The organism is Actinoallomurus spadix (genome assembly GCF_024055725.1).
In the GTDB taxonomy this organism is placed as follows: Bacteria; Actinomycetota; Actinomycetes; order Streptosporangiales; family Streptosporangiaceae; genus Actinoallomurus; species Actinoallomurus spadix.
The window spans coordinates 60,400-78,882 of record NZ_JAMXMX010000032.1 but is presented as its reverse complement, the minus strand read 5'-3'; the positions used below and the strand labels follow the sequence as shown (position 1 = coordinate 78,882).

Below are 18,483 nucleotides of genomic sequence, written 5' to 3'. Positions count from 1 at the left end.
CCCCCCCCACCTCGGGGGGCTCGGGGGGTCGTCCCCCCGACAGGAATGACGAAGGGCCGGTGGGGAGGAAGCCAAAGGCTTCCGACCACACCGACCCCAGGCCCGAGTGGAGGTGGCGGGAATCGAACCCGCGTCCTTCAGTACCGAGACAGGGCTTCTCCGGGCGCAGCCTGCTAGTCGTTTTCTCAGCCCCGGCGCTCACGCAGGCGTGTCGCCGACAGGCTCAGCCACTGTTAGGTTTCCCTGTCACTCCCGTGGCCGGAGTGGCAGGTTGAGTCTCCTAGCGATGCCAGGTCCCGGGCCGGAGACACTCCCGGGCTGACAAGTTCGCTACCTAGCCTCAGGCGGCAAGGGCGAACTGAGTGCGCTTAGAGTTGGCACTTGTTCTTTTGCGGTCACAGGATTTACGAGGTCACAACCGCAACCCTCGGCCCGCTTCCCCGTGTCTCGACATACCGAAGTCGAAACCGGTCACCCCCTCTTGAGTTGTCAACCGGGCGCCGGAGCGCCCGTCACGCTGACCGTACATCTTCAACACGGGCGATGCCAACGTCATTCCCGCCGGGGGATCTCAGCGGGCGGTGGGAAGATGAGAACCCCCGCGGGTGTGGACTAGGCACACCCGCGGGGGTGAACCGGCAGGGTCGGGCCGGTCCGGACGACAGAGCCTCCCCCGAGACGAGGCTCTGGTCTCATCACGGCGACTGAGTCCGCAACCCCCCAAGCGGTGTCTCAGTCACTTGTTAAGACGCGTGGTCGCACGCGGATGGTTGCGGCCCAAGAGTCAAGAAATGACAAAGCCGTCACGCCGGTCACTCCGGCCGGCCGGGAGACCCCGGGCCGGCGCCCGGCAGGCGCCGTCCCGGGATCTCCTCGCTCAGGCCGACGCCGGCCTGGGGTCTCCTCGCTCAGGCCGGTGAGTCGCCCCGGCCCGTGTCAGCGCTTCGCCCGCAGGAACGCCGCGGCCAGGGTCGCCGCCGACCACTTGCCCTCGACGGCGATCGCGAAGGCCACGTCCTGCCGGTACCCGACGAACCAGGAGACGACCTTGCCGTTGCCGTACGGCACCGTCGCGGTGACGCCGGACACCGGCCGGCCGGAGACCTTCGCCTTCTTGGCCGCCCCGCTCGTCACCGATCGGGACATGAGGGCCTGCAACTGGTTGATCGAGTCGGCGCTGCCGCTGAGCGGCTGAGCCTGCATCCGCTGCGGCGAATCCTTCAGGAGCTGCGGCGGCCGCCAGGTGCCGGTCAGCACGGCACCGGCGACCAGTGCCATCGACAGGGGGCTGACCTCGATCCTGCCCTGGCCGACCATCTCCGCGGCGCGCTCGGCCTCGCTGGTCGCCAGGGGCACCGACCCGGAGAAGGACGGCACCGGCAGGCTCCACGGCGCGCCGAGCCCGAAGCGCGCCGCGCTGGCTCGCAGATCCTGGGGGACGACGTCGCGGTACAGCGCGGCGAAGGCCGTCGTACAGCTCACGGCGAAGTTGGACGAGAACGTCTTGCCGCCGGCGGGTCCGGAGTAGGTGAAGTCCTGCCCGGCGATGGTCTGGGTGCCCCGCTTGCAGGGCGGTGAGGTGATCTTCTGACCGTTCTGCAGGAGCGCCCGGGTCGTCACGATGCTGAAGGTCATCCCCGGCGGGTAGTGGCCGTTCAGGGCGGTGCTGCTCTCCTGCGAGGAGTCGCCGCCCTGGCGGGCGTCGGTCCTGCCCTGGACCGCGGTGTTGTCCGCGGCCGCGATGATCGCGCCCGTGGACGGGTCGATCGCGGCGAGGGACGCGGGGTAGGGCACACCCTTCAGCGCGGCCTCGGCGGCGTCCTGCGTCCTGCGGTCGATCGTCGTGGCGACGGGCTGGCTGGGCGTGCCGGGGACCTCGTTCAGGATCTTCTCGCCGGCTCCCGAGGGGTCCTGCGCCACGACCTGGACGGTGGGGGTGCCGGCCAGCTTCCGCTGTTCGAGCACCTGCAGGCCGGAGACGCCGATCGTGTCACCGGGCTGGTACGGCGCGCCGACCTGCTGAAGGCGCTCGGCGGTGGCCGGACCGAGCCTGCCCACGACCTCGTCGGCGACCGCGGGCGCGACGTACGCGAACCTGGGCTTCGACTCGACGCCGGGCACCGGCCGGAGCTGGGCGGCGTCGGCGGCCTGGTCGGGCATCTGGAGAGTGACCAGCGGCAGGAAGTTCTGCGGCGGCGCGGATCGTACGTGGGCGATCAGCCGGTCCTTGTCCAGATGGGTGATCTTCGCGAGCCGGCCGAGCGTCTGCTCGGCGTTCGCGAGCCTGCCGGGCGTCACGCCGAATACCTCGACCCGGACCTTCTTGAGGAGCGTCCTGGCCTTGTTGTCGACGATGGGCTGGCGGGTCGGCACCGAGGTCACGATGGCGAGCCGCTGGCCCTGGCCCAGCGCCGGGTGGATGATCGACGGGCTCCAGACGACCTTCCACTTGCCGTTCGTCCGGTGCAACCGCATCGAGCTGCCGTAGCTCCACGGCTTGCCGCCGTCGCCCAGGTCGATGCTCACGGCGAACTGGGCCGTCGCGTCCTCGCCGTTCTCCCGCACCCGGCCGAGCGCGAGGCGCAGCGACGCCAGGTCCAGCTGGGACGGTACGGCGCCGAGAAGGTCCGCGACCTTGGTCCGGTCCCCGTCCGTCTGCCCGGCCGCGTCACGGTAGTTGCCGTTCTGCCAGGCCACGAGGAAGTCGCGGATCGTCGGCAGCGGCGAGGGCTCGGCGAAGCAGCCGGCGGTCGTCGTCGTGACCAGCAGGGCCGCGGCCAGTCCGGCCGCCGACCGGAGCCGTCGGATGTCCACCCTCAGCGCCTCCGCAGCCGTGCGGAGCGGGCCCGCTCCATCTCGCGGAGGGCGTCCCGCTTGGCGATGTCCTGCCGCTTGTCGTACTCACGCTTGCCGCGCGCGACCGCGATCTCCACCTTCGCCTTGCCGTCCTTGAAATAGAGTGCGAGCGGGATCAGCGTACGGCCGGGCTCGTTCGTCGCAGCGATCAGCTTGCCGATCTCTCGCCGGTGCAGCAGCAGTTTCCGGGGACGACGCGCCGCGTGGTTGGTCCACGTCCCCATCGTGTATTCGGGAATGTGCACTCCCTCGAGCCAGACCTCTCCGTCGCGGATCAGAGCGTACCCGTCCGTGAGGTTGGCCCGTCCGGCGCGCAGCGACTTCACCTCGGTGCCGGTGAGCACGAGACCCGCCTCGTAGGTGTCCTCTATGTGGTAATCGTGACGCGCGCGCTTGTTCTGCGCGATCAGTTTGCGTCCCTGTTCGCGTGGCAATGACTCAGCCTCGGTCCTTCTTCGGCAGGGTGGCCGACAGCCCGCGCACGACCGTGAGCGCGCGTCGCTCGGCCTCCCGGGGTGGGCGGTTCGCGTTGACCGCGACGTCGGGATCGATCCCGGACCCATCGAGGTTACGGCCACTCGGAGTCCGGTATCGACCGACGGTGACTTCGATCGCGGATCCGTCGGCCAGCCGCAACGGCTCCTGCACCGACCCCTTTCCGAAGGTACGCGATCCGACGATCACTGCGCGATCTCGGTCCCGCAATGAGCCCGCGACGACCTCGGCGGCGCTGGCCGTGCTCCCGTCGACGAGGACGACGAGCGGGACCCGGGTGTCGCCGCCCGGACCGGCCACGAGCCGTTCCGGCGGGGCGCCGGCGCGCTCGAAGGTCGCGACGGGGCCGCCCGGCAGGAAGACCGAGGCGGTGTCGACGGCCTCGTCCAGCAGGCCGCCGGGGTTCGCCCGCAGGTCGAGGAGCACGCCACCGCGGTGCCCGGGCCGGCCCGTCACCGCCGCGCGTACCTCCCGCCCGACTCCCCGGGTGAACGCCGCGACCCGGATCACCACCACACCGTCGGCGGTGCGGGAGACACTCATGTCGTGCGACGCCAAGGCCGTCCGCACCAGCGCGAACCGCAGGGGCACCCCGTCGCGGCGGACGGCGAGGCCGACGCCCGTGGCGGGCCGTCCCCGCAGCGCCGCGGCCACGGCGGCCGCCGTCAGGTCGCGGGTCGCGGTGCCGTCGACCGCCGAGACGATGTCACCGGGGCGCACGCCCGCGCGCTCGGCGGGCGAACCCGGCTGGACCCCGACGATCCGGACGTCGTCCCCGGTCTTCTCCAGCCACAGTCCGACACCGCTGTACCAGCCGTTCAGCGTGGTCTCCAGGCCGCTGAACTCCGCCGCCGTGTAGAACCGCGCCCAACGGTCGCCGAGGCGGCGCAGCGCCCTCTCGCCCGCGGCACGCTCTCCCTCCGGATCCGGCACCACCGAGGCGGAGTCCGCCGCCGCCGGGGCCGGGTCGATCGCCGCCCGCTCGACCGGCCAGGCGTCCCGCCGGACCGGCTCCCGCCGCGCCGACGCGTGAGTGCCCGTCCCGCCCGCCCCGGCGCCCATGACGTACACGACCGACAGAGCGGCCACGGCGGCCGCCCCGCGGAGCACACGACCGGTCAGCCGGGGCATGCGAGGATTCTACGAGCGACCTGATCACCGGACCGGCATATCGCCGGGAGCAGCGTCAGATCTTGAGATAGCGGCGCAGGGTGAGGAACGACGCCAGGGCGCAGAGCAGGATGCCGAAGCACATCGAGGCGACGATGACCGTCGTCACGTCGAGCCAGCCGAGCGGCGTCGCCAGTTGCAGGTTCTTCTGCAGCCTGCCGAGCAGGAAGACCTTCGAGAAGCTCAGCAGGACCGCGGCGAACACGCCGCCGACCAGGCCCGCGATCGCGCCCTCGAGGACGAACGGCAACTGGATGTAGATGTTCGAGGCGCCGACCAGCCGCATGATGCCGGTCTCCCGCCGCCGGTTGAACGCCGACAGACGGATGGTGTTCGCCACGAGGAGCACGGCCGCGATCAGCTGGATCGCGGCGATGGTCAGCGCCGCCCACTGCAGCCCACTGAGGATCTTGAAGAACTTGTCCAGGATGGCGCGCTCGTTGACCACCTGGTCGACGCCACCCCGGTTGCTCATCTGAGCGACGACCGCCGCGAAGTTCTTCGGATCCTTGAGCTTCACCCGGAAGGAGTCGGGGATGTCACCCGGCTGGATCGAGCCGGCGATGCCCGGGCTGTCCTTGAACTGCTCCTTGGCGCGCTGGTACGCCTCCTGCGCCGTCTCCGGGACGACCTTCGCCACCTGAGGCATCGACTCGAGCTGCTTACGGATCTCGGCCTTCTGATCCGCCGACGGCTCGCTCTTCTTGCAGTTCGGGTTGGCGCTCAGCTTGTTGCACAGGTAGATCGAGACCTCGACCTTGTCCGACCAGTAGTTGTTGGACTTGTCGACCTGCATCTTCAGGAGCACACCCGTGCCGAACAGCGCCATCGCGATGGCCACGGTGACGATGAGCGCGATGGTCATCGTGAGGTTCCTGCGGAGACCGATCCAGATCTCCTGAAGTACGAACTGTACCCGCATGCCTCGCTGTCCTTGGTCGTCCGGGTGGTGGTCGTGTCGGCGCGGCGGCGCGGTCCGCCCCGCGCCGCCCTGCGCCTGGTAGGCGGTCCGCTAGACGCCGCCGTACGCCTGGCCGTAGACGCCGCGCGACTGATCGCGCACGACGCGGCCGTCCTCCAGCTCGACCACTCGCTTGCGGAACGCGTCGACGATCGCCGCGTCATGGGTCGCCATCACGACGGTCGTGCCGGTCCGGTTGATCCGGTCGAGCACCTTCATGATGCCGATACTGGTCGCCGGGTCGATGTTCCCCGTGGGCTCGTCGGCGAGCAGGATCATCGGCCGGTTGACGAACGCCCGCGCGATCGCGACGCGCTGCTGCTCGCCGCCGGACAGCTCATCGGGCATCCGGTGGGCCTTGCCTTCGAGGCCGACCAGGTCGATGACCTCCGGGACCACCTTGCGGATGAAACGCCGCGGCTTCCCGATGACCTCGAGAGCGAACGCGACGTTCTCGTAGACGTTCTTGTTGGGCAGCAGCCGGAAGTCCTGGAACACGCAGCCGATCCGGCGGCGCAGATGCGGGACCTTCCAGTTGCTCAGCCGGCTCAGGTCCTTGCCGGCGACGTGGATTCCGCCCTGCGTCGGACGCTCCTCCTTGAGGATCAGGCGCAGGAAGGTCGACTTGCCGGACCCGGAAGGGCCGACGAGAAAGACGAACTCGCCCTTCTCCACGGCCACGTTGACACCCTGCAGGGCCGGTCGACTCTGGTGCGAATAGACCTTGGTGACGTTATCAAAGTGGATCACGGCTGCATCACGACGTGCCAGTCTAGGGGCTGGGGGACGGCGACGACTGTCTTTCCGTCGGACAGACGCCCTGCCGCGGCTTCCCGGCTTGGCGGGCCGATTGGCCAAGCAGCAGTCTAGAGGGGAGACTGGCATGGATCGTCCAACTTGGGTACACCGAGGAAAAGCAACCGGGCATCACGGACACCCGTCGCCGATTGACGGCGGGCCACCGGCCAGGAACGCATAGGCTGAACGGATTCCCGCCCGACGTTCAGGAAGGAGCCGGATGAGCTGCGAACATCTGATCTGCGCGCGATGCTCGGGCCCCGTCGTCGAGGGGCGCTGCCCCGCCTGCCGCGCGGCACGGGCGGAGGTTCACCGTCCCGGGCCGTTCGGCCTGTCCCCCATCCTCATCATCGGCGCGCTGGTCCTGGCGCTGACGCTGCTGATCGCGCTCAAGCTGGGTCTGCACTGACGACGCCGGGTCCGCGCTGACGGGCCCGGCCCGTTCGGTGCGGGCCCGGCTCAGGCCTGGTCCTGCTCCTCGCCGGCTTCGCGGCGGCGCATCCACCGGATCTCGGCCTCGATGAACTCGTCGATGTCGCCGTCCAGGACCGCCGTGGGGTTGCCCGCCTCGACGCCCGTACGCAGGTCCTTGACGATCTGGTACGGGTGCAGCACGTAGTTACGGATCTGCGTGCCCCACGAGCTCGTCGTCTCGCCGCGCAGCTCGTTCATCCGCTCGGCCTCCTCCTGCCGCTTACGCTCCAGGAGCTTGGCCTGCAGCACCGTCATCGCGGTCGCGCGGTTCTGCAGCTGGCTGCGTTCGTTCTGGCAGGAGACGACGATGCCGGTCGGCAGGTGGGTGATCCGCACCGCCGAGTCGGTGGTGTTGACGCCCTGCCCGCCGGGCCCGCTCGACCGGTACACGTCGATGCGCAGCTCGTCCTCGGGGATGTCGACGTGGTCGGTCTGCTCCACCACCGGCACCACGTCCACGCCGGCGAACGAGGTCTGCCGGCGGCCCTGGTTGTCGTACGGCGAGATCCGGACCATGCGGTGGGTGCCGTGCTCCCCGCGCAGCGTGCCGTAGGCGTACGGCGCCTTGACCGCGAAGGTCGTCGACTTGATGCCCGCCTCTTCGGCGTAGGACGTCTCGTAGACCTCGGCCGGGTAGCCGTGGCGCTCGGCCCACCGGAGGTACATCCGCTGAACCATCTGGGCGAAGTCCGCCGCGTCCACGCCGCCGGCCTGGGAGTTGATCGTGACCAGCGCCTCACGGGAGTCGTACTCCCCGGACATGAGGGTGCGGACCTCGAGCTGCTCGATCTCCTTGCGCAGCGCGCCGAGCTCCCGCTCCGCCTCGCCGCGGGTGTCCTCGTCGCCCTCCTCCGACGCCAGCTCGAACAACACGGCCACGTCGTCGAGGCGGTTGCGCAGGCCCTCGACCTTGCCCAGCTCGCCATCGAGGTAGGACAGCCGCCGGGTCACCTGCTGGGCGCGGTCCTGGTCGTTCCACAGGTCGGGGTCGGCAGCCTGCTCGCGTAGCTCCGCGACGTCGCGGCGCATCGCGTCGAGGTCGAGGACGGCCTCGATGCCGGTCAGCATCGAACCGAGTTCCTTCATCTCTTCCGAGGGATCCATGACTGCCACGTTCGAAGCCTACCCGCGCCCGTACTCTCCGCGTACGCGCTCCGTCGGTCTTCACCGGCCTCGGGACCGGGCCGCCCGGGGGCGTACGCGGAGATCCCTGGCATACTCTGCCCGACAGCTGTAACGAAGGCCGGGGTACATGAACAAGGCGGTTGCGTCCACGCTCGTGGCGGTGCTCACCATCACCGCCGCCGCGGGATGCTCGGGCAAGCCACACCGCACCGTGCGCGCGAGCCCGGTCGCCGCGGAGAGCAGTCCCCCGCCCGAGCCGCTGACCCCTGACGTCGCGGCCAAGGCGTTCCACTCGTTCGTCAACAACGACGACGTGGCCCGGGCCAGCGGTGACGAACGGCTCGCCCTGTGGTGGACCAGCGAGGGACAGTCGCAGCTCACCGCCGCGGCGTTCCGCCGCGCGGTCGCCGCCGGTGACCCGGTCCCCCGCTACCACTATGCCGATCCGGTCCTCTACGTCCCGCACCTGCTGCTGACGGGGCCGCAGTGGTTCGTGGTGAGCGCGCGCCGGACGAGGGCGGACGGCAAGGACCCCCACACCGTGTACATGGGCTTCCTGCGGACCAAGTCGGTCCAGCGCTGGCGGCTGAGCGCGCTCGCCGTGCTGGACGCCAAGCAGAAGCCTCCGAAGATCGCGGTGGGATCCGACGGGTACGCCAAGGCCCTGGCCACCTTCGACAACGCCCTGCTGATCCCGCCGCGGCTGGTGCCCTCGATCCAGGCGACGCTCGCCGAGGAGGGCCCGCAGAACGTCGCCGCCCAGGTCATGCGTGCCGGGAAGTACACCACCGGCTATTACGCGGCGGACCAGAAGGCGATGAAGAACAAGAAGGCGAAGAAGGCCGGGCTGCACAGCAGCGTCGTCTACGCCGCGACGTCCTTCCCGATCTTCCCGCTGGCGACCGCGGACGGCGGAGGGATGGTGCTCTACGCCCTCAGCCGCGACACGGTGATCACCAAGACCAAGGGCAAGGACAAGAGCGATCACTTCCCGGTCCCCGACGACGCCGCGCCGTTCCTGACCGCGAAGTCCGTGAAGAGCGAGATCGACATCAGTCAGACGATGCAGTACGTCGCGGTGGTCCCGGCGAAGCCGAAGAAGCAGGACGGAACCGTCAAGGCGCAGATCGTCGGCGCCGACGGCGGCACCGTCAAGGCGGCCGTCCCGGCGAAGTGACGCACCTCGCCCTGGCGTCGCGTCGTTCCCGCCGCCCCGGCGGGGAAGCGCATGTCATGACGTCAGGACGCCTGGGCGGAGGCCAGGTCGAAGGCCTCGATCAGCACGGTCGCCCGGCCGCGTACCGGCAGATAGGCGACGGCCCGCCACACCCACGTGGCCGTGACCCGGTGCCCCGTCCTGCCGTGCAGGTACGTGCGGACGTCCGACGGCAGGGCCGCGACGTCACCGTGGCCGGTCGCCGTGTACGTCGTCGTACGCCGTAGGGAGTAACTCACGATCGCCCCGCCGTCGCTCGTCCGCAGCGGATAGACGGGGTAGCCGGTGGGCGACGACCGGCCGGCGACGGTCACCCCGTGAGCGCGCAGTTGCCTCTCCTGCCCGGCCTCGGCGGTCCGCCAGGTGCGGGCGGTGGCGCCCGGCACGATCGCGTCGTCGTTCCCGCGGTCGAGGTACGCGGCATGCGCCGCCGGCAGCGCGGCCGGCGTCGTCGTCGGCGTGCTCGTGCCCGGGTCGACCGCGACGGCGTAGCCCTGCTCATCCGTGGCGATCCCGGGTGGCTCCCCGTGGAAGTACACCCGGCTCGACAGCCGCCACGCCGATGTCGCGCTCTTCCGCACGAACACCGCGAAGAGCGGGCGCTCGGTGCCGCCCTCACGCTCCAGCGCCGAGACCGCGAACCACCGGGGCAGGCCTCGCAGCCGCGGGACGTACATCACGGGGTTGTGCAGGGAGATCACACTGGTACGCGGCGGCCGCCCGCCGCCGAGGCGGAGCGCGGCCTCGGCGGTCGCGCCGAACGCGTCGGTGCCCACCTCCCGCCACGCCCTCGCGTCGCCCGCCGTGACCGCCCGGTTCCAGTGACGGACGTAGTCCGCGAGGACCTTCGCCGCCGTGTCGGCCGAGACGGCGGGGACTGCGGTGTCACCGGCGGCGCCCCCGTCGTCGTCACCGCCCTGGCACCCGGCGAGCAGAAGGATCGCCAGCACGGCCGGCGCGACACGGCGGTGGCGCATGCCCGAATTCTGACATCACGCCCCGTCCGCGCTCACCGGGGCCCGCGCTCCTCCGGGTCCGGGTCCGTGCGGACGCCGGGGCGGGGCCCGGCTTCGACTAGGGCCTGTCTCAAAGTCCCCGTCCGTAGCGAGCGGTGTCCAGGTGGTGCGTCGCAAGGCGGAGGAGGGAGGCAGCCTGGTTTTGGCTGCCGACCGACGACAACGCGGCGAGGCGCCGCCTGGACACCGCGCAGTAGGACAGCGGGGCTTTGAGACAGGCCCTAGGACTCGGTGGCCTGGATGGCCTTGCGGTAGCTTCCGACGACCTTGGCCGCGCCCTGCGGAGGAACGACCGCGAGGTACTGCGTCAGCGCGGTCGTGTCCAGGTGGCGGCGGACCTTTCCGCTGATCAGGCCGGCCAGGTCGCCGCCGTTGCCGATGAGCCCCGGCCTGGCCAGGTCGTAGCTCTCGCTCTGCCGCACGACGTACCACACGAGCGCGCCGCCGTCGGTGGTGCGCAGCGCGAAGGCCTGCTGGCGGTCCGGCCGGAAGTCGGAGGTGAGCGTCACGCCCCGGCGCTTGAGCGCGGCCTCCGCCTTGACCAGCGCGTCATGCGCCTGGGTGGTGTACGGACCGGGGGCCATACCGGACGTGCCGCGCGTCAGCGTGGCGGCGTGCACCGCGGCGATCTTGCCGGGCGCGGGAGCCGTCCTGCCGTCATCGGGGGCCACGGCGGTGGCGTAGCCGTCCTTGTCCAGGGCGACGCCGGTGATCGTCTCGGCGGGGAACGGGTCGGCGGTGAGCAGCCAGGGACCTTTGGGCCGCTCCTGGGTGAAGACCAGCGCGTGCCGGGTCCTGCCCGCGGTGGCGACCACGGCGAACCACTTGGGGAAGCCCGTCTCGCGGGGGATGTAGTAGGCCGGGGCGCTGTAGACGAACGGCGTGTACTTCTCCTTGGCCGCCGTGCGCCGACGGTACTCGGCGCGGTCCATGTCGAGCTGGGCGCCGGTCTCGACCGTGGCGAGCAGCCGCTCGTCGGACGTGCCGTTGGCCCGGTTGTTGACGGCCTGGTAGTGGGCGAGCAGCTGCGCGGCCCGGTCCTTGGCCACGGCGGGCGCGGCGATCGCCGGCGTGCCGCCGCACGCGGCGAGCGGCAGCAGGACGACCGTCAGGGCGGTGAGGTGTCGAAGCATGCGGACAGATTCGCACAGTGATCATCCGATCACTGTGCGAATCCGGAAAGAATCATCGGGTTGGAAGGCGCCCCGGCGTGCTCTCGCCGCCGGGGCGCCTCCCGCCGGGCGTCAGCCGGGCAGCGTGCTGGCGGTGACCAGCGTGCGGATCGCGCGCAGTGCCACGGACAGGGTCGCGATGCCGAAACTGTCGCTCTCCCAGATCTCGCCGAGGGTCTGGGCCGCGCGCGAGACCGCCGCGCTGTTCTTCTCGGCCCAGATCGCCAGGCGTTCCTCGGGGTCCGCGCCGGACTCGCTGGTGGCGAGCACGTCGCGGGCGAGGGCGGCGTGCGCGGCGTACAGGTCGTCGCGCAGCGCCGACCGGGCCATCGACTGCCAGCGGTCGTCGCGCGGCAACGCGATCACGCGCTCGCGCAGCCGGGCGATCTGCAGGCGTTCGGCCAGGTCGAAGTAGACCTCGGCGGCCTCCTCGAGCGACCGTCCCGTGCTGTGCGCGATCTCCACCAGGTCGAAGGTGGAGTAGGCCGGGACCATGATCGCGACCTGCTCGGCCAGCTCGCCCGGCACGCCGGCCTCGCCGAAGCGGTCCCGCCGCTCCTCGAAGCCGGCCAGATCGCGGCCGGTGAGGAGCTTCGGCAGCTGCGGCGCGAGGATGGCCGCGCCCCCGGCGAAGAAGTCGACCGTCTCCTTCAGGTCGAACGGCATCCGCCGGTTGTGCAGCAGCCAGCGGGCGCCGCGCTCGGTGAGCTTGCGCGCCTCCAGGCGCATCCGGATCTGCGTGGCCGTGTCGACCTGGGACTCCAGGGCGTCCACCGAGGCCCAGAACCGCGGCATGTCGAACACCGCGCGCGCCACCAGGTAGGCGCGGGCGATGTCGGAGGCCGAGGCGCCGGTCTCCTCGTTCATCCGGAACGCGAACGTCGTGCCGCTGTTGTTGACCAGGCTGTTCGCCACGGACGTGGAGATGATCTCCCGGCGCAGCGGGTGCCGGTCCATGTAGTCACGGAACCGCTCCCGCAGCGGCGTCGGGAAGTACTCCACGAGCCGGGTGGCGAGGTGCGGGTCGTCCGGCAGGTCGGAGGCCCGGATCTCCTCCTCCAGCGTCAGCTTGCTGTAGGCGAGGAGCGTGGCGAACTCCGGGCCGGTCAGGCCGAGGCCCGCCTGCCGCCGCTCGGCGAGGGCCTTATCGTCGGGCAGGTCCTCCAGCCGCCGCTTCAGCTTGCCGTCACGCTCGAGCTTGCGCAGGTGGCGCGCGTGCACGTGCAGCATGGACGAGGCCTGCGTACGGGCGGCGGCGAGCACGACGTTCTGCTGGTAGTTGTCGCGCAGCACCAGGTCGGCGACCTCGTCGGTCATCTGCAGGAAGAGCGTGTCCCGCTGCTTGCGGGTCAGCTCTCCGTCGCGGACGACCTGGTCGAGGAGGATCTTGATGTTGACCTCGTGGTCGGAGGTGTCCACGCCGGCGGAGTTGTCGATGAAGTCGGTGTTCACCAGCCCGCCGCCGAGGGAGAACTCGATCCGGGCCCGCTGGGTGAGCCCCAGGTTGCCGCCCTCGCCGATCACCTTGCAGCGCAGCTCGGTGGCGTCGGCGCGCAACGCGTCGTTGGCCCGGTCGCCGACGTCGGCGTTGTTCTCGTTCGACGCCTTGACGTACGTGCCGATGCCGCCGTTCCACAACAGGTCGACGGGGGCGCACAGGATCGCGTGGATCAGGTCGTGCGGGGTCATCGCGACGACGCCGTCGTCGATGCCGAGCGCCGCGCGCACCTGCGGGGTGATCGAGATCTTCTTGGCGGTGCGCGGGTGCACGCCGCCGCCCTTGGAGATCAGCGAGGTGTCGTAGTCGGCCCAGGAGCTGCGCGGCAGCGCGAACATCCGCTTGCGCTCCTGGAACGACGTCGCCGGATCGGGGTCCGGGTCGAGGAAGATGTGCCGGTGGTCGAACGCCGCGACGAGCCTGATGTGCTCGGACAGCAGCATTCCGTTGCCGAACACGTCACCGGACATGTCGCCGATGCCGACGACGGTGAAGTCCTCCTTCTGCACGTCGACGCCCAGCCCGCGGAAGTGGTACTTCACCGACTCCCACGCGCCGCGCGCGGTGATGCCCATCGCCTTGTGGTCATAGCCGACCGAGCCGCCGGAGGCGAACGCGTCGCCCAGCCAGAAGCCGTACGACGCGGCGACCTCGTTGGCGATGTCGGAGAACGTCGCGGTGCCCTTGTCGGCCGCGACGACCAGGTAGGTGTCGTCCCCGTCGTGCCGCACCACGTCCGGCGCGGGGATCACCTCACCCCCGACGAGGTTGTCGGTGATGTCGAGCAGGCCGCTGATGAACTGCTTGTACGACGCGACGCCCTCGGCGAGGAACGCCTCGCGGTCGCTCGGGTCCGGCAGCCGCTTGCAGACGAAGCCGCCCTTGGCTCCGGCCGGGACGATGACGGTGTTCTTCACCGCCTGCGCCTTGACCAGGCCGAGGATCTCGGTCCGGAAGTCCTCCTTGCGGTCGGACCAGCGCAGGCCGCCGCGGGCCACCGACCCGAACCGCAGGTGCACGCCCTCCAGGCGCGGCGAGTACACGAAGATCTCGTACTTGGGGCGCGGCTGCGGCAGGTCCGGGATCGCCTCGGGGTCGAACTTCAGCGACAGGTACGGCTTGGGCCTGCCGTCGGCGGTCCGCTGGTAGTGGTTGGTGCGCAGCGTCGCGCGGATCATCGCCAGGTAGCTGCGGAGGATGCGGTCCTCGTCGAGGCTGGAGACCGCGTCGAGCGCGCCCTCGATCTCCTCGGTGATGGCCGCCTCGAGCTCCTCGTGGGCGGCGGCGGACCGGTCGTCGCCGGCGTGGTTCAGGCGCGGGTCCAGCCGCGCCTCGAACAGCCGGACCAGGAGGCGCGCGACGCGCGGGTTGGCGACCAGCACCTCCTCGATGTACCGCTCGCTGAAGGTGGTCTTGGTCTGGCGCAGGTACCGCGCGTACGCGCGCAGCACCATCGCGGACCGCCAGTCCAGGCCGGCGCGCAGCACCAGCGCGTTGAACCGGTCGCTCTCCACCCTGCCGGCCCAGAGCGCCTCGAACGCCTCCTGGAACAGTCCCTTGATCTCGGTCTCGTCCACGTCGGGCGACGGGTCGTACCGCAGGCCCAGGTCGTAGATCCACGACTCGCGGCCGTCGGCGCGGGCGATCTCGTACGGCCGCTCGTCCACGACCTCGACGCCCATCTCCTGCAGCAGCGGCAGGATCTGGGACAGCGAGATCGGCGGGCCGAGCCGGTAGATCTTCAGCCGGCGCTCGCCGGCCTGCGCGTCGTACGGCTCGTACAGGTTGATCGAGATCTCGCCGGGCTCGGTGAGCTCCTCCAGCCGGGTGAGGTCGGCGCACGCGGTCCGGGCGGGGAAGTCGGCCTTGTAGCCCTCGGGGAACGCGTCGGTGTAGCGCCGGGTGAGCGCGCTCGCCTGCTCCTCGCCGCACTGCTGGACGATCGCCTCGGCGAGGTCGTCGGTCCAGGACCGGGTCGCGGCGATCAGGCGCCGCTCCAGGTCGGCCGGGTCCACCTCGGGCAGCGGGCGGCCCCGCTCGCCGCGGACGACGACGTGCAGGCGGGCGAGGATCGAGTCGCCGACCATCGCGCTGTAGTCGACGGAGACGCCGTCGTACGCCCGCAGCAGGATGTCCTGGATGCGCAGGCGGATCTGCGTGGTGTACCGGTCCCGGGGCAGGAAGACCAGGCACGACATGTACCGGCCGTACTCGTCCTTGCGGACGAACAGCTTCAGCTGCTTGCGCTCCCGCAGCCGCAGCACGCCGAGGGCGATGGGCAGCAGTTCGGCGACGGAGATCTGGAAGAGGTCGTCGCGGGGGTAGGTCTCGAGGATCTCGATGAGGTCCTTGCCGTCGTAGCTGTCGGCGGCCAGCCCGGCGTGGCCGAGGACCTCCTCCAGCTTGTGCCGCAGGACGGGAATGTGCGCGATGCTCTCGCTGTAGGCGGTGTGGGTGAACAGTCCGAGGAAGCGGCGCTCGCCGACGACCTCGCCGTTCTCCCCGAACTTCTTGACCCCGACGTAGTCGAGGTACGCCGAGCGGTGCACGGTCGCCCGCGAGTTGGCCTTGGTGAGGATCAGCAGCTGCGGTTCCCGCGCCTTCGAGCGCACCTGCTGCGGCAGGGACGCGAAGCTCGTGGACTCCGCCTGGTCGGAGCGCAGGATGCCCAGGCCGGTGCCGGGGACCGCGCGCAGCTGCTCGCCGTCCGGCCCGTCCTCCAGCTTGTACTCGCGGTAGCCGAGGAAGGTGAAGTGGTCGTCGGCGAGCCAGTCCAGCAGCTCGACGCCGTCGGTGATCTCCCGGTCCGGCAGCGGCGGCCGCCTCTCGGCGACCTCGACCGCGATGGCGCCCGCCAGCGCGCGCATCTTCTGCTCGTCCTCGACGGCGGCGCGCACGTCGCCCAGCACCCGCTGCAGGTCGGCCTCGAGCTCGTCCAGCAGCACCCGGTCGCTCTGCCGGTCGATCTCGATGTGGATCCAGGACTCCTCCAGCACGAGGCCGTCGCCCGCGCCGACCTGCTGGAGGCTGCCGGTCACGTCGCGGGTGACCCGGAGCTGCGGGTGGACGATCAGGTGCGTCGCGAGGCGGTGCCGGTTGAGCTCCATCACCACCGAGTCGACGAGGTACGGCATGTCGTCGGTGACCACCTGCACGACGCTGTGCCCGGGGTCCCAGCCGTACTCCTCGATCGTCGGGGTGAACGCCCGCACCTTGGCCCGCCCCTGCGGCCGTTCCTCGCCGAGGTGGCGGTGCACCATCGCCGGGCCGCAGACGTCCACCGGGTCGCGGTCGAGCAGATCCTCCGGTGCGACGTGCCGGTAGTAGAACCTCAAGTAGCCGAGGATCTCCCCGGCGTCGTGCCGCACGCCGGGAGTGTGCGTGCACGCCCGTGCCGCACGCTCCAGCAGTTCGTCCTTCGCGTCGTCGAGTCCGGCGGTGCCGCTGACGTTGGCACTCGCGCTCATGCGCCTTCGCCCCTCATTCCGATTCTCCCTCAATACCTTCGCAAATCCACTCAACGCGGTCGCGGGCTCGGCGACCGTTGTTCCCGCCAAGACCGGTCGGGAACGTGGTCGGCCACGGCGACGGGGGTTCCGTGGGTGGGCCGACCATGCGGGGCGCCGCAGCGCCGATCTCGTCGGATTCGAGAAGATCTTCGGCGAGTCGCCAGGGGCCGTCGTTTACGAAGCTACGCCCGGGCACGCCGCATCCGTGTCCGGACACGCCGGAAGCGAACGCGGCCGCACCACGCCGTTGTGGTGTTGTGCTCACGGCGGCCACATTAACGCGTAAACGGAGATTGTCCGACCCGGATGAGACCCGGTCAGGCGCCCCCGTCACCGGTCGTGGCGCCGGAGTGGGCGCGGGGCGTGGTCTGAGAGTCCACGCCCTGGCCGGTGGTCGTCCCGGACCCGCCGCCCGTGTCCCCGCCGGTCCCGGTGCCGCCGCCCGTCCCGGTGCCGCCGCCGGTCCCCGTTCCGCCCCCGGTGTGGCCCGAGTCGGATCCGGTGCCGCCGGTGCCGGTGCTCGATCCGCCCCCGGTGCCACTGGTGGGGGTCGACGAGTGCGTAGGGGTGGACGAGTGCGTCGGGGTGGAGGAATGCGTCGGCGTGGGCGAATAGGTCGGCGTCGGCGAGTAGGTGGGCGTGGAGGAGTCCGTCGGCGTCGGCGCCGTGTGGGTGGGAGCCGACGAGGGGATGCCGACCGGCACGCCGTCGTTGCCGTGGGCGGTCTGGGAGGGGGACATGTGGCTCTGCGTGCCGTTCGGGTTGTACCCGGTGTTCTGCCCGGTGCGGTCGTTGCCGTTGAAGGTCAGGGCCAGCGCGACGACGACCGCCGCGGCCGCGGCGACCGCCGCCCCGGCGGCGGCGAGCCTCCGGCGGCCCTTCGACATCGCCGACCAGCCCCCGTGGGGGACCGGTGCGGCACCGGGCACGGGCGGGAGGACCGGTGAGGTCGGCTCCCCCGCGACGGACGGCCGGCCGGGCGTTCCGGCCACCGGCGGCAGGACCGGCGCGGTGCGCGCCTCCGCCCCGTAGGCGGGCGTCCGCTCCCCCGCGCCGAAGGCCGGGGTCTGCTCCCCCGCCGCGAGGGTGGGGGTCCGCTCCTCGGCCCGAGGCGTGGGCGCCGGCTGTGCCGCCGCGACGGGGTACTTGGCCGCGACGGGGTACTTGGGGCCGGCGGCGCCGGAACCCGGCGCGCCGGCGAAGGCCGAGCCGCCGGGCGGGGTCCGCTGGGCGGCGACCGTGGCCGCGTGCTCGAGCAGGTCGGCGGGGACCGCCAGGGGACCGTCGCCGGCCATGGTCTCGACCGGCGGCAGCACCTTGGTCGGGGAGGACTCCGGCCCCTGGGCGGCCTGCCGGCCACCGCCGAGCAGGCGCAGCAGGAGGGCGTTGGCGGTGGGCCGCCTCCCGGGGTCCTTGTCCAGGCACGCGGCGACGAGCGCCTGCAGCTCGGCTGGCAGATCCCCGGTGCGGGGCTCCTCGGTGAGGATCCGGTTGACCACCGCGGAGATCATGTCGCTGCCGAAGGGCGGGGTCCCGGTGGCCGCGAAGACCATCGTGGCGGCCCACGCGAAGATGTCGGCGGCCGGCCCGACCGTCTCGCCGCGGATCTGCTCCGGGGCCATGTAGGCGGGGGTACCGACGACGCGGCTGGACACCGTCGAGGTGCCGTCCAGTGCCCGCGCGATACCGAAGTCGATCACCCGTGGGCCGTCGGGCCCGAGCAGCACGTTGTGCGGCTTGAGATCGCGGTGCACGACGCCCGCCTGGTGGATGGCGACGAGCGCGGTGACCGTGCCGATCGCGAGCCGCTCCAGCGCCGCGCCGCCGACCGGCCCGCTCTCCTTGATCACGTCGTACAGCGAACGCCCGGGGACGAACTCGCTCACGATGTACGGGCGGTCCCCCGCGACGTCGGCGTCGAGCACCTGCGCGGTGCAGAACCGCGCGACCCGCTTGGCGGCGGTCACCTCACGCTCGAAGCGGGTACGCGCCCTGGCGTCCTGCGCCAGCTCCGAGTGGAGCAGCTTGATCGCGACCTGGGCGCCCTCGGGGGACCTGCCCAGGAAGACGGCGCCCTGGCCGCCCCGTCCCAGCCGTCCGATGAGGTCGTACTCCCCCAGCCGCCGAGGATCACCTGGCTGCAGGGGATTCGCATTATGGTCCACCGCAGTCCGGTCCATGGCCGACCGCATC

Annotated in this window: 12 protein-coding genes and 1 other RNA gene; 2 read left to right on the top strand and 11 right to left on the bottom strand. The window is 71.2% G+C overall.

All coding sequences use genetic code 11. From position 1 onward, the window contains the following. Positions 1–104: 104 nt before the first annotated feature. From ssrA to ftsE, 6 genes are all read right to left on the bottom strand, one after another. Positions 105–479, bottom strand: a transfer-messenger RNA (tmRNA) gene (ssrA, locus tag NE235_RS32915). A gap of 457 nt (positions 480–936) precedes the next feature. Continuing rightward, the gene (locus tag NE235_RS32910; RefSeq protein WP_252809987.1) at positions 937–2,814 is read right to left on the bottom strand and encodes a penicillin-binding transpeptidase domain-containing protein; all 1,878 of its coding nucleotides are present in this window, start codon (positions 2,812–2,814) and stop codon (positions 937–939) included. Positions 2,815–2,816: 2 nt separating this feature from the next. After that, complete coding sequence (smpB, locus tag NE235_RS32905) at positions 2,817–3,290, bottom strand: SsrA-binding protein SmpB (protein WP_252809984.1); 474 nt, start codon at positions 3,288–3,290, stop codon at positions 2,817–2,819. 4 nt (positions 3,291–3,294) lie between these two features. Further along, positions 3,295–4,482, bottom strand: a complete 1,188-nt coding sequence (locus NE235_RS32900; protein WP_252809982.1) for a S41 family peptidase — start codon at positions 4,480–4,482, stop codon at positions 3,295–3,297. Between the two features lie 55 nt (positions 4,483–4,537). Continuing rightward, positions 4,538–5,443, bottom strand: a complete 906-nt coding sequence (gene ftsX / locus NE235_RS32895; RefSeq protein WP_252809979.1) for a permease-like cell division protein FtsX — start codon at positions 5,441–5,443, stop codon at positions 4,538–4,540. 90 nt (positions 5,444–5,533) lie between these two features. Beyond that, positions 5,534–6,232 carry a cell division ATP-binding protein FtsE gene (gene ftsE, locus NE235_RS32890; protein WP_252785442.1) on the bottom strand — a complete coding sequence of 233 codons (699 nt, stop codon included), beginning with the start codon at positions 6,230–6,232 and terminating at the stop codon, positions 5,534–5,536. Positions 6,233–6,500: 268 nt separating this feature from the next. On the opposite strand from ftsE, the gene NE235_RS32885 reads away from it, so the two are divergent. Continuing rightward, a complete protein-coding gene (locus tag NE235_RS32885) occupies positions 6,501–6,689 on the top strand; it encodes a hypothetical protein (protein WP_252809977.1) in 189 nt (62 codons plus the stop codon). A gap of 50 nt (positions 6,690–6,739) precedes the next feature. On the opposite strand, the gene prfB is transcribed toward NE235_RS32885, so the two are convergent. Continuing rightward, positions 6,740–7,867: a peptide chain release factor 2 gene (gene prfB, locus NE235_RS32880; RefSeq protein WP_252809975.1), complete on the bottom strand. Its 1,128-nt coding sequence runs from the start codon at positions 7,865–7,867 to the stop codon at positions 6,740–6,742. Between the two features lie 139 nt (positions 7,868–8,006). Between prfB and NE235_RS32875 the strand changes: the two genes are divergently transcribed. After that, entirely contained in the window at positions 8,007–9,056 is a 1,050-nt protein-coding gene (locus tag NE235_RS32875; protein ID WP_252809973.1) for a hypothetical protein, read from the top strand. A gap of 62 nt (positions 9,057–9,118) precedes the next feature. Here NE235_RS32875 and NE235_RS32870 read toward each other — a convergent pair whose 3' ends face one another. From NE235_RS32870 to NE235_RS32855, 4 genes are all read right to left on the bottom strand, one after another. Continuing rightward, on the bottom strand, positions 9,119–10,072 hold the full coding sequence (locus NE235_RS32870) for a hypothetical protein (RefSeq protein WP_252809972.1): 954 nt from the start codon (positions 10,070–10,072) through the stop codon (positions 9,119–9,121). 260 nt (positions 10,073–10,332) lie between these two features. Next, positions 10,333–11,244, bottom strand: coding sequence for a hypothetical protein (locus NE235_RS32865; RefSeq protein ID WP_252809970.1), 912 nt, complete (start codon positions 11,242–11,244; stop codon positions 10,333–10,335). Between the two features lie 111 nt (positions 11,245–11,355). Then, positions 11,356–16,248 (bottom strand): NAD-glutamate dehydrogenase, encoded by a 4,893-nt coding sequence (locus NE235_RS32860; RefSeq protein WP_252809968.1) that lies wholly within the window; start codon positions 16,246–16,248, stop codon positions 11,356–11,358. Between the two features lie 359 nt (positions 16,249–16,607). Then, on the bottom strand, positions 16,608–18,470 hold the full coding sequence (locus NE235_RS32855) for a serine/threonine-protein kinase (protein WP_252809966.1): 1,863 nt from the start codon (positions 18,468–18,470) through the stop codon (positions 16,608–16,610). Positions 18,471–18,483 lie beyond the last annotated feature (13 nt).

What these genes read in the sequence shown, in the direction of transcription:
- NE235_RS32860 (WP_252809968.1), bottom strand. Translation starts at nt 16,248, where the DNA reads ATGAGCGCGAGTGCCAACGTCAGCGGCACCGCCGGACTCGACGACGCG.
- NE235_RS32900 (WP_252809982.1), bottom strand. Translation starts at nt 4,482, where the DNA reads ATGCCCCGGCTGACCGGTCGTGTGCTCCGCGGGGCGGCCGCCGTGGCC.
- ftsX (WP_252809979.1), bottom strand. Translation starts at nt 5,443, where the DNA reads ATGCGGGTACAGTTCGTACTTCAGGAGATCTGGATCGGTCTCCGCAGG.
- NE235_RS32885 (WP_252809977.1), top strand. Translation starts at nt 6,501, where the DNA reads ATGAGCTGCGAACATCTGATCTGCGCGCGATGCTCGGGCCCCGTCGTC.
- NE235_RS32870 (WP_252809972.1), bottom strand. Translation starts at nt 10,072, where the DNA reads ATGCGCCACCGCCGTGTCGCGCCGGCCGTGCTGGCGATCCTTCTGCTC.
- NE235_RS32865 (WP_252809970.1), bottom strand. Translation starts at nt 11,244, where the DNA reads ATGCTTCGACACCTCACCGCCCTGACGGTCGTCCTGCTGCCGCTCGCC.
- NE235_RS32875 (WP_252809973.1), top strand. Translation starts at nt 8,007, where the DNA reads ATGAACAAGGCGGTTGCGTCCACGCTCGTGGCGGTGCTCACCATCACC.
- NE235_RS32855 (WP_252809966.1), bottom strand. Translation starts at nt 18,470, where the DNA reads ATGGACCGGACTGCGGTGGACCATAATGCGAATCCCCTGCAGCCAGGT.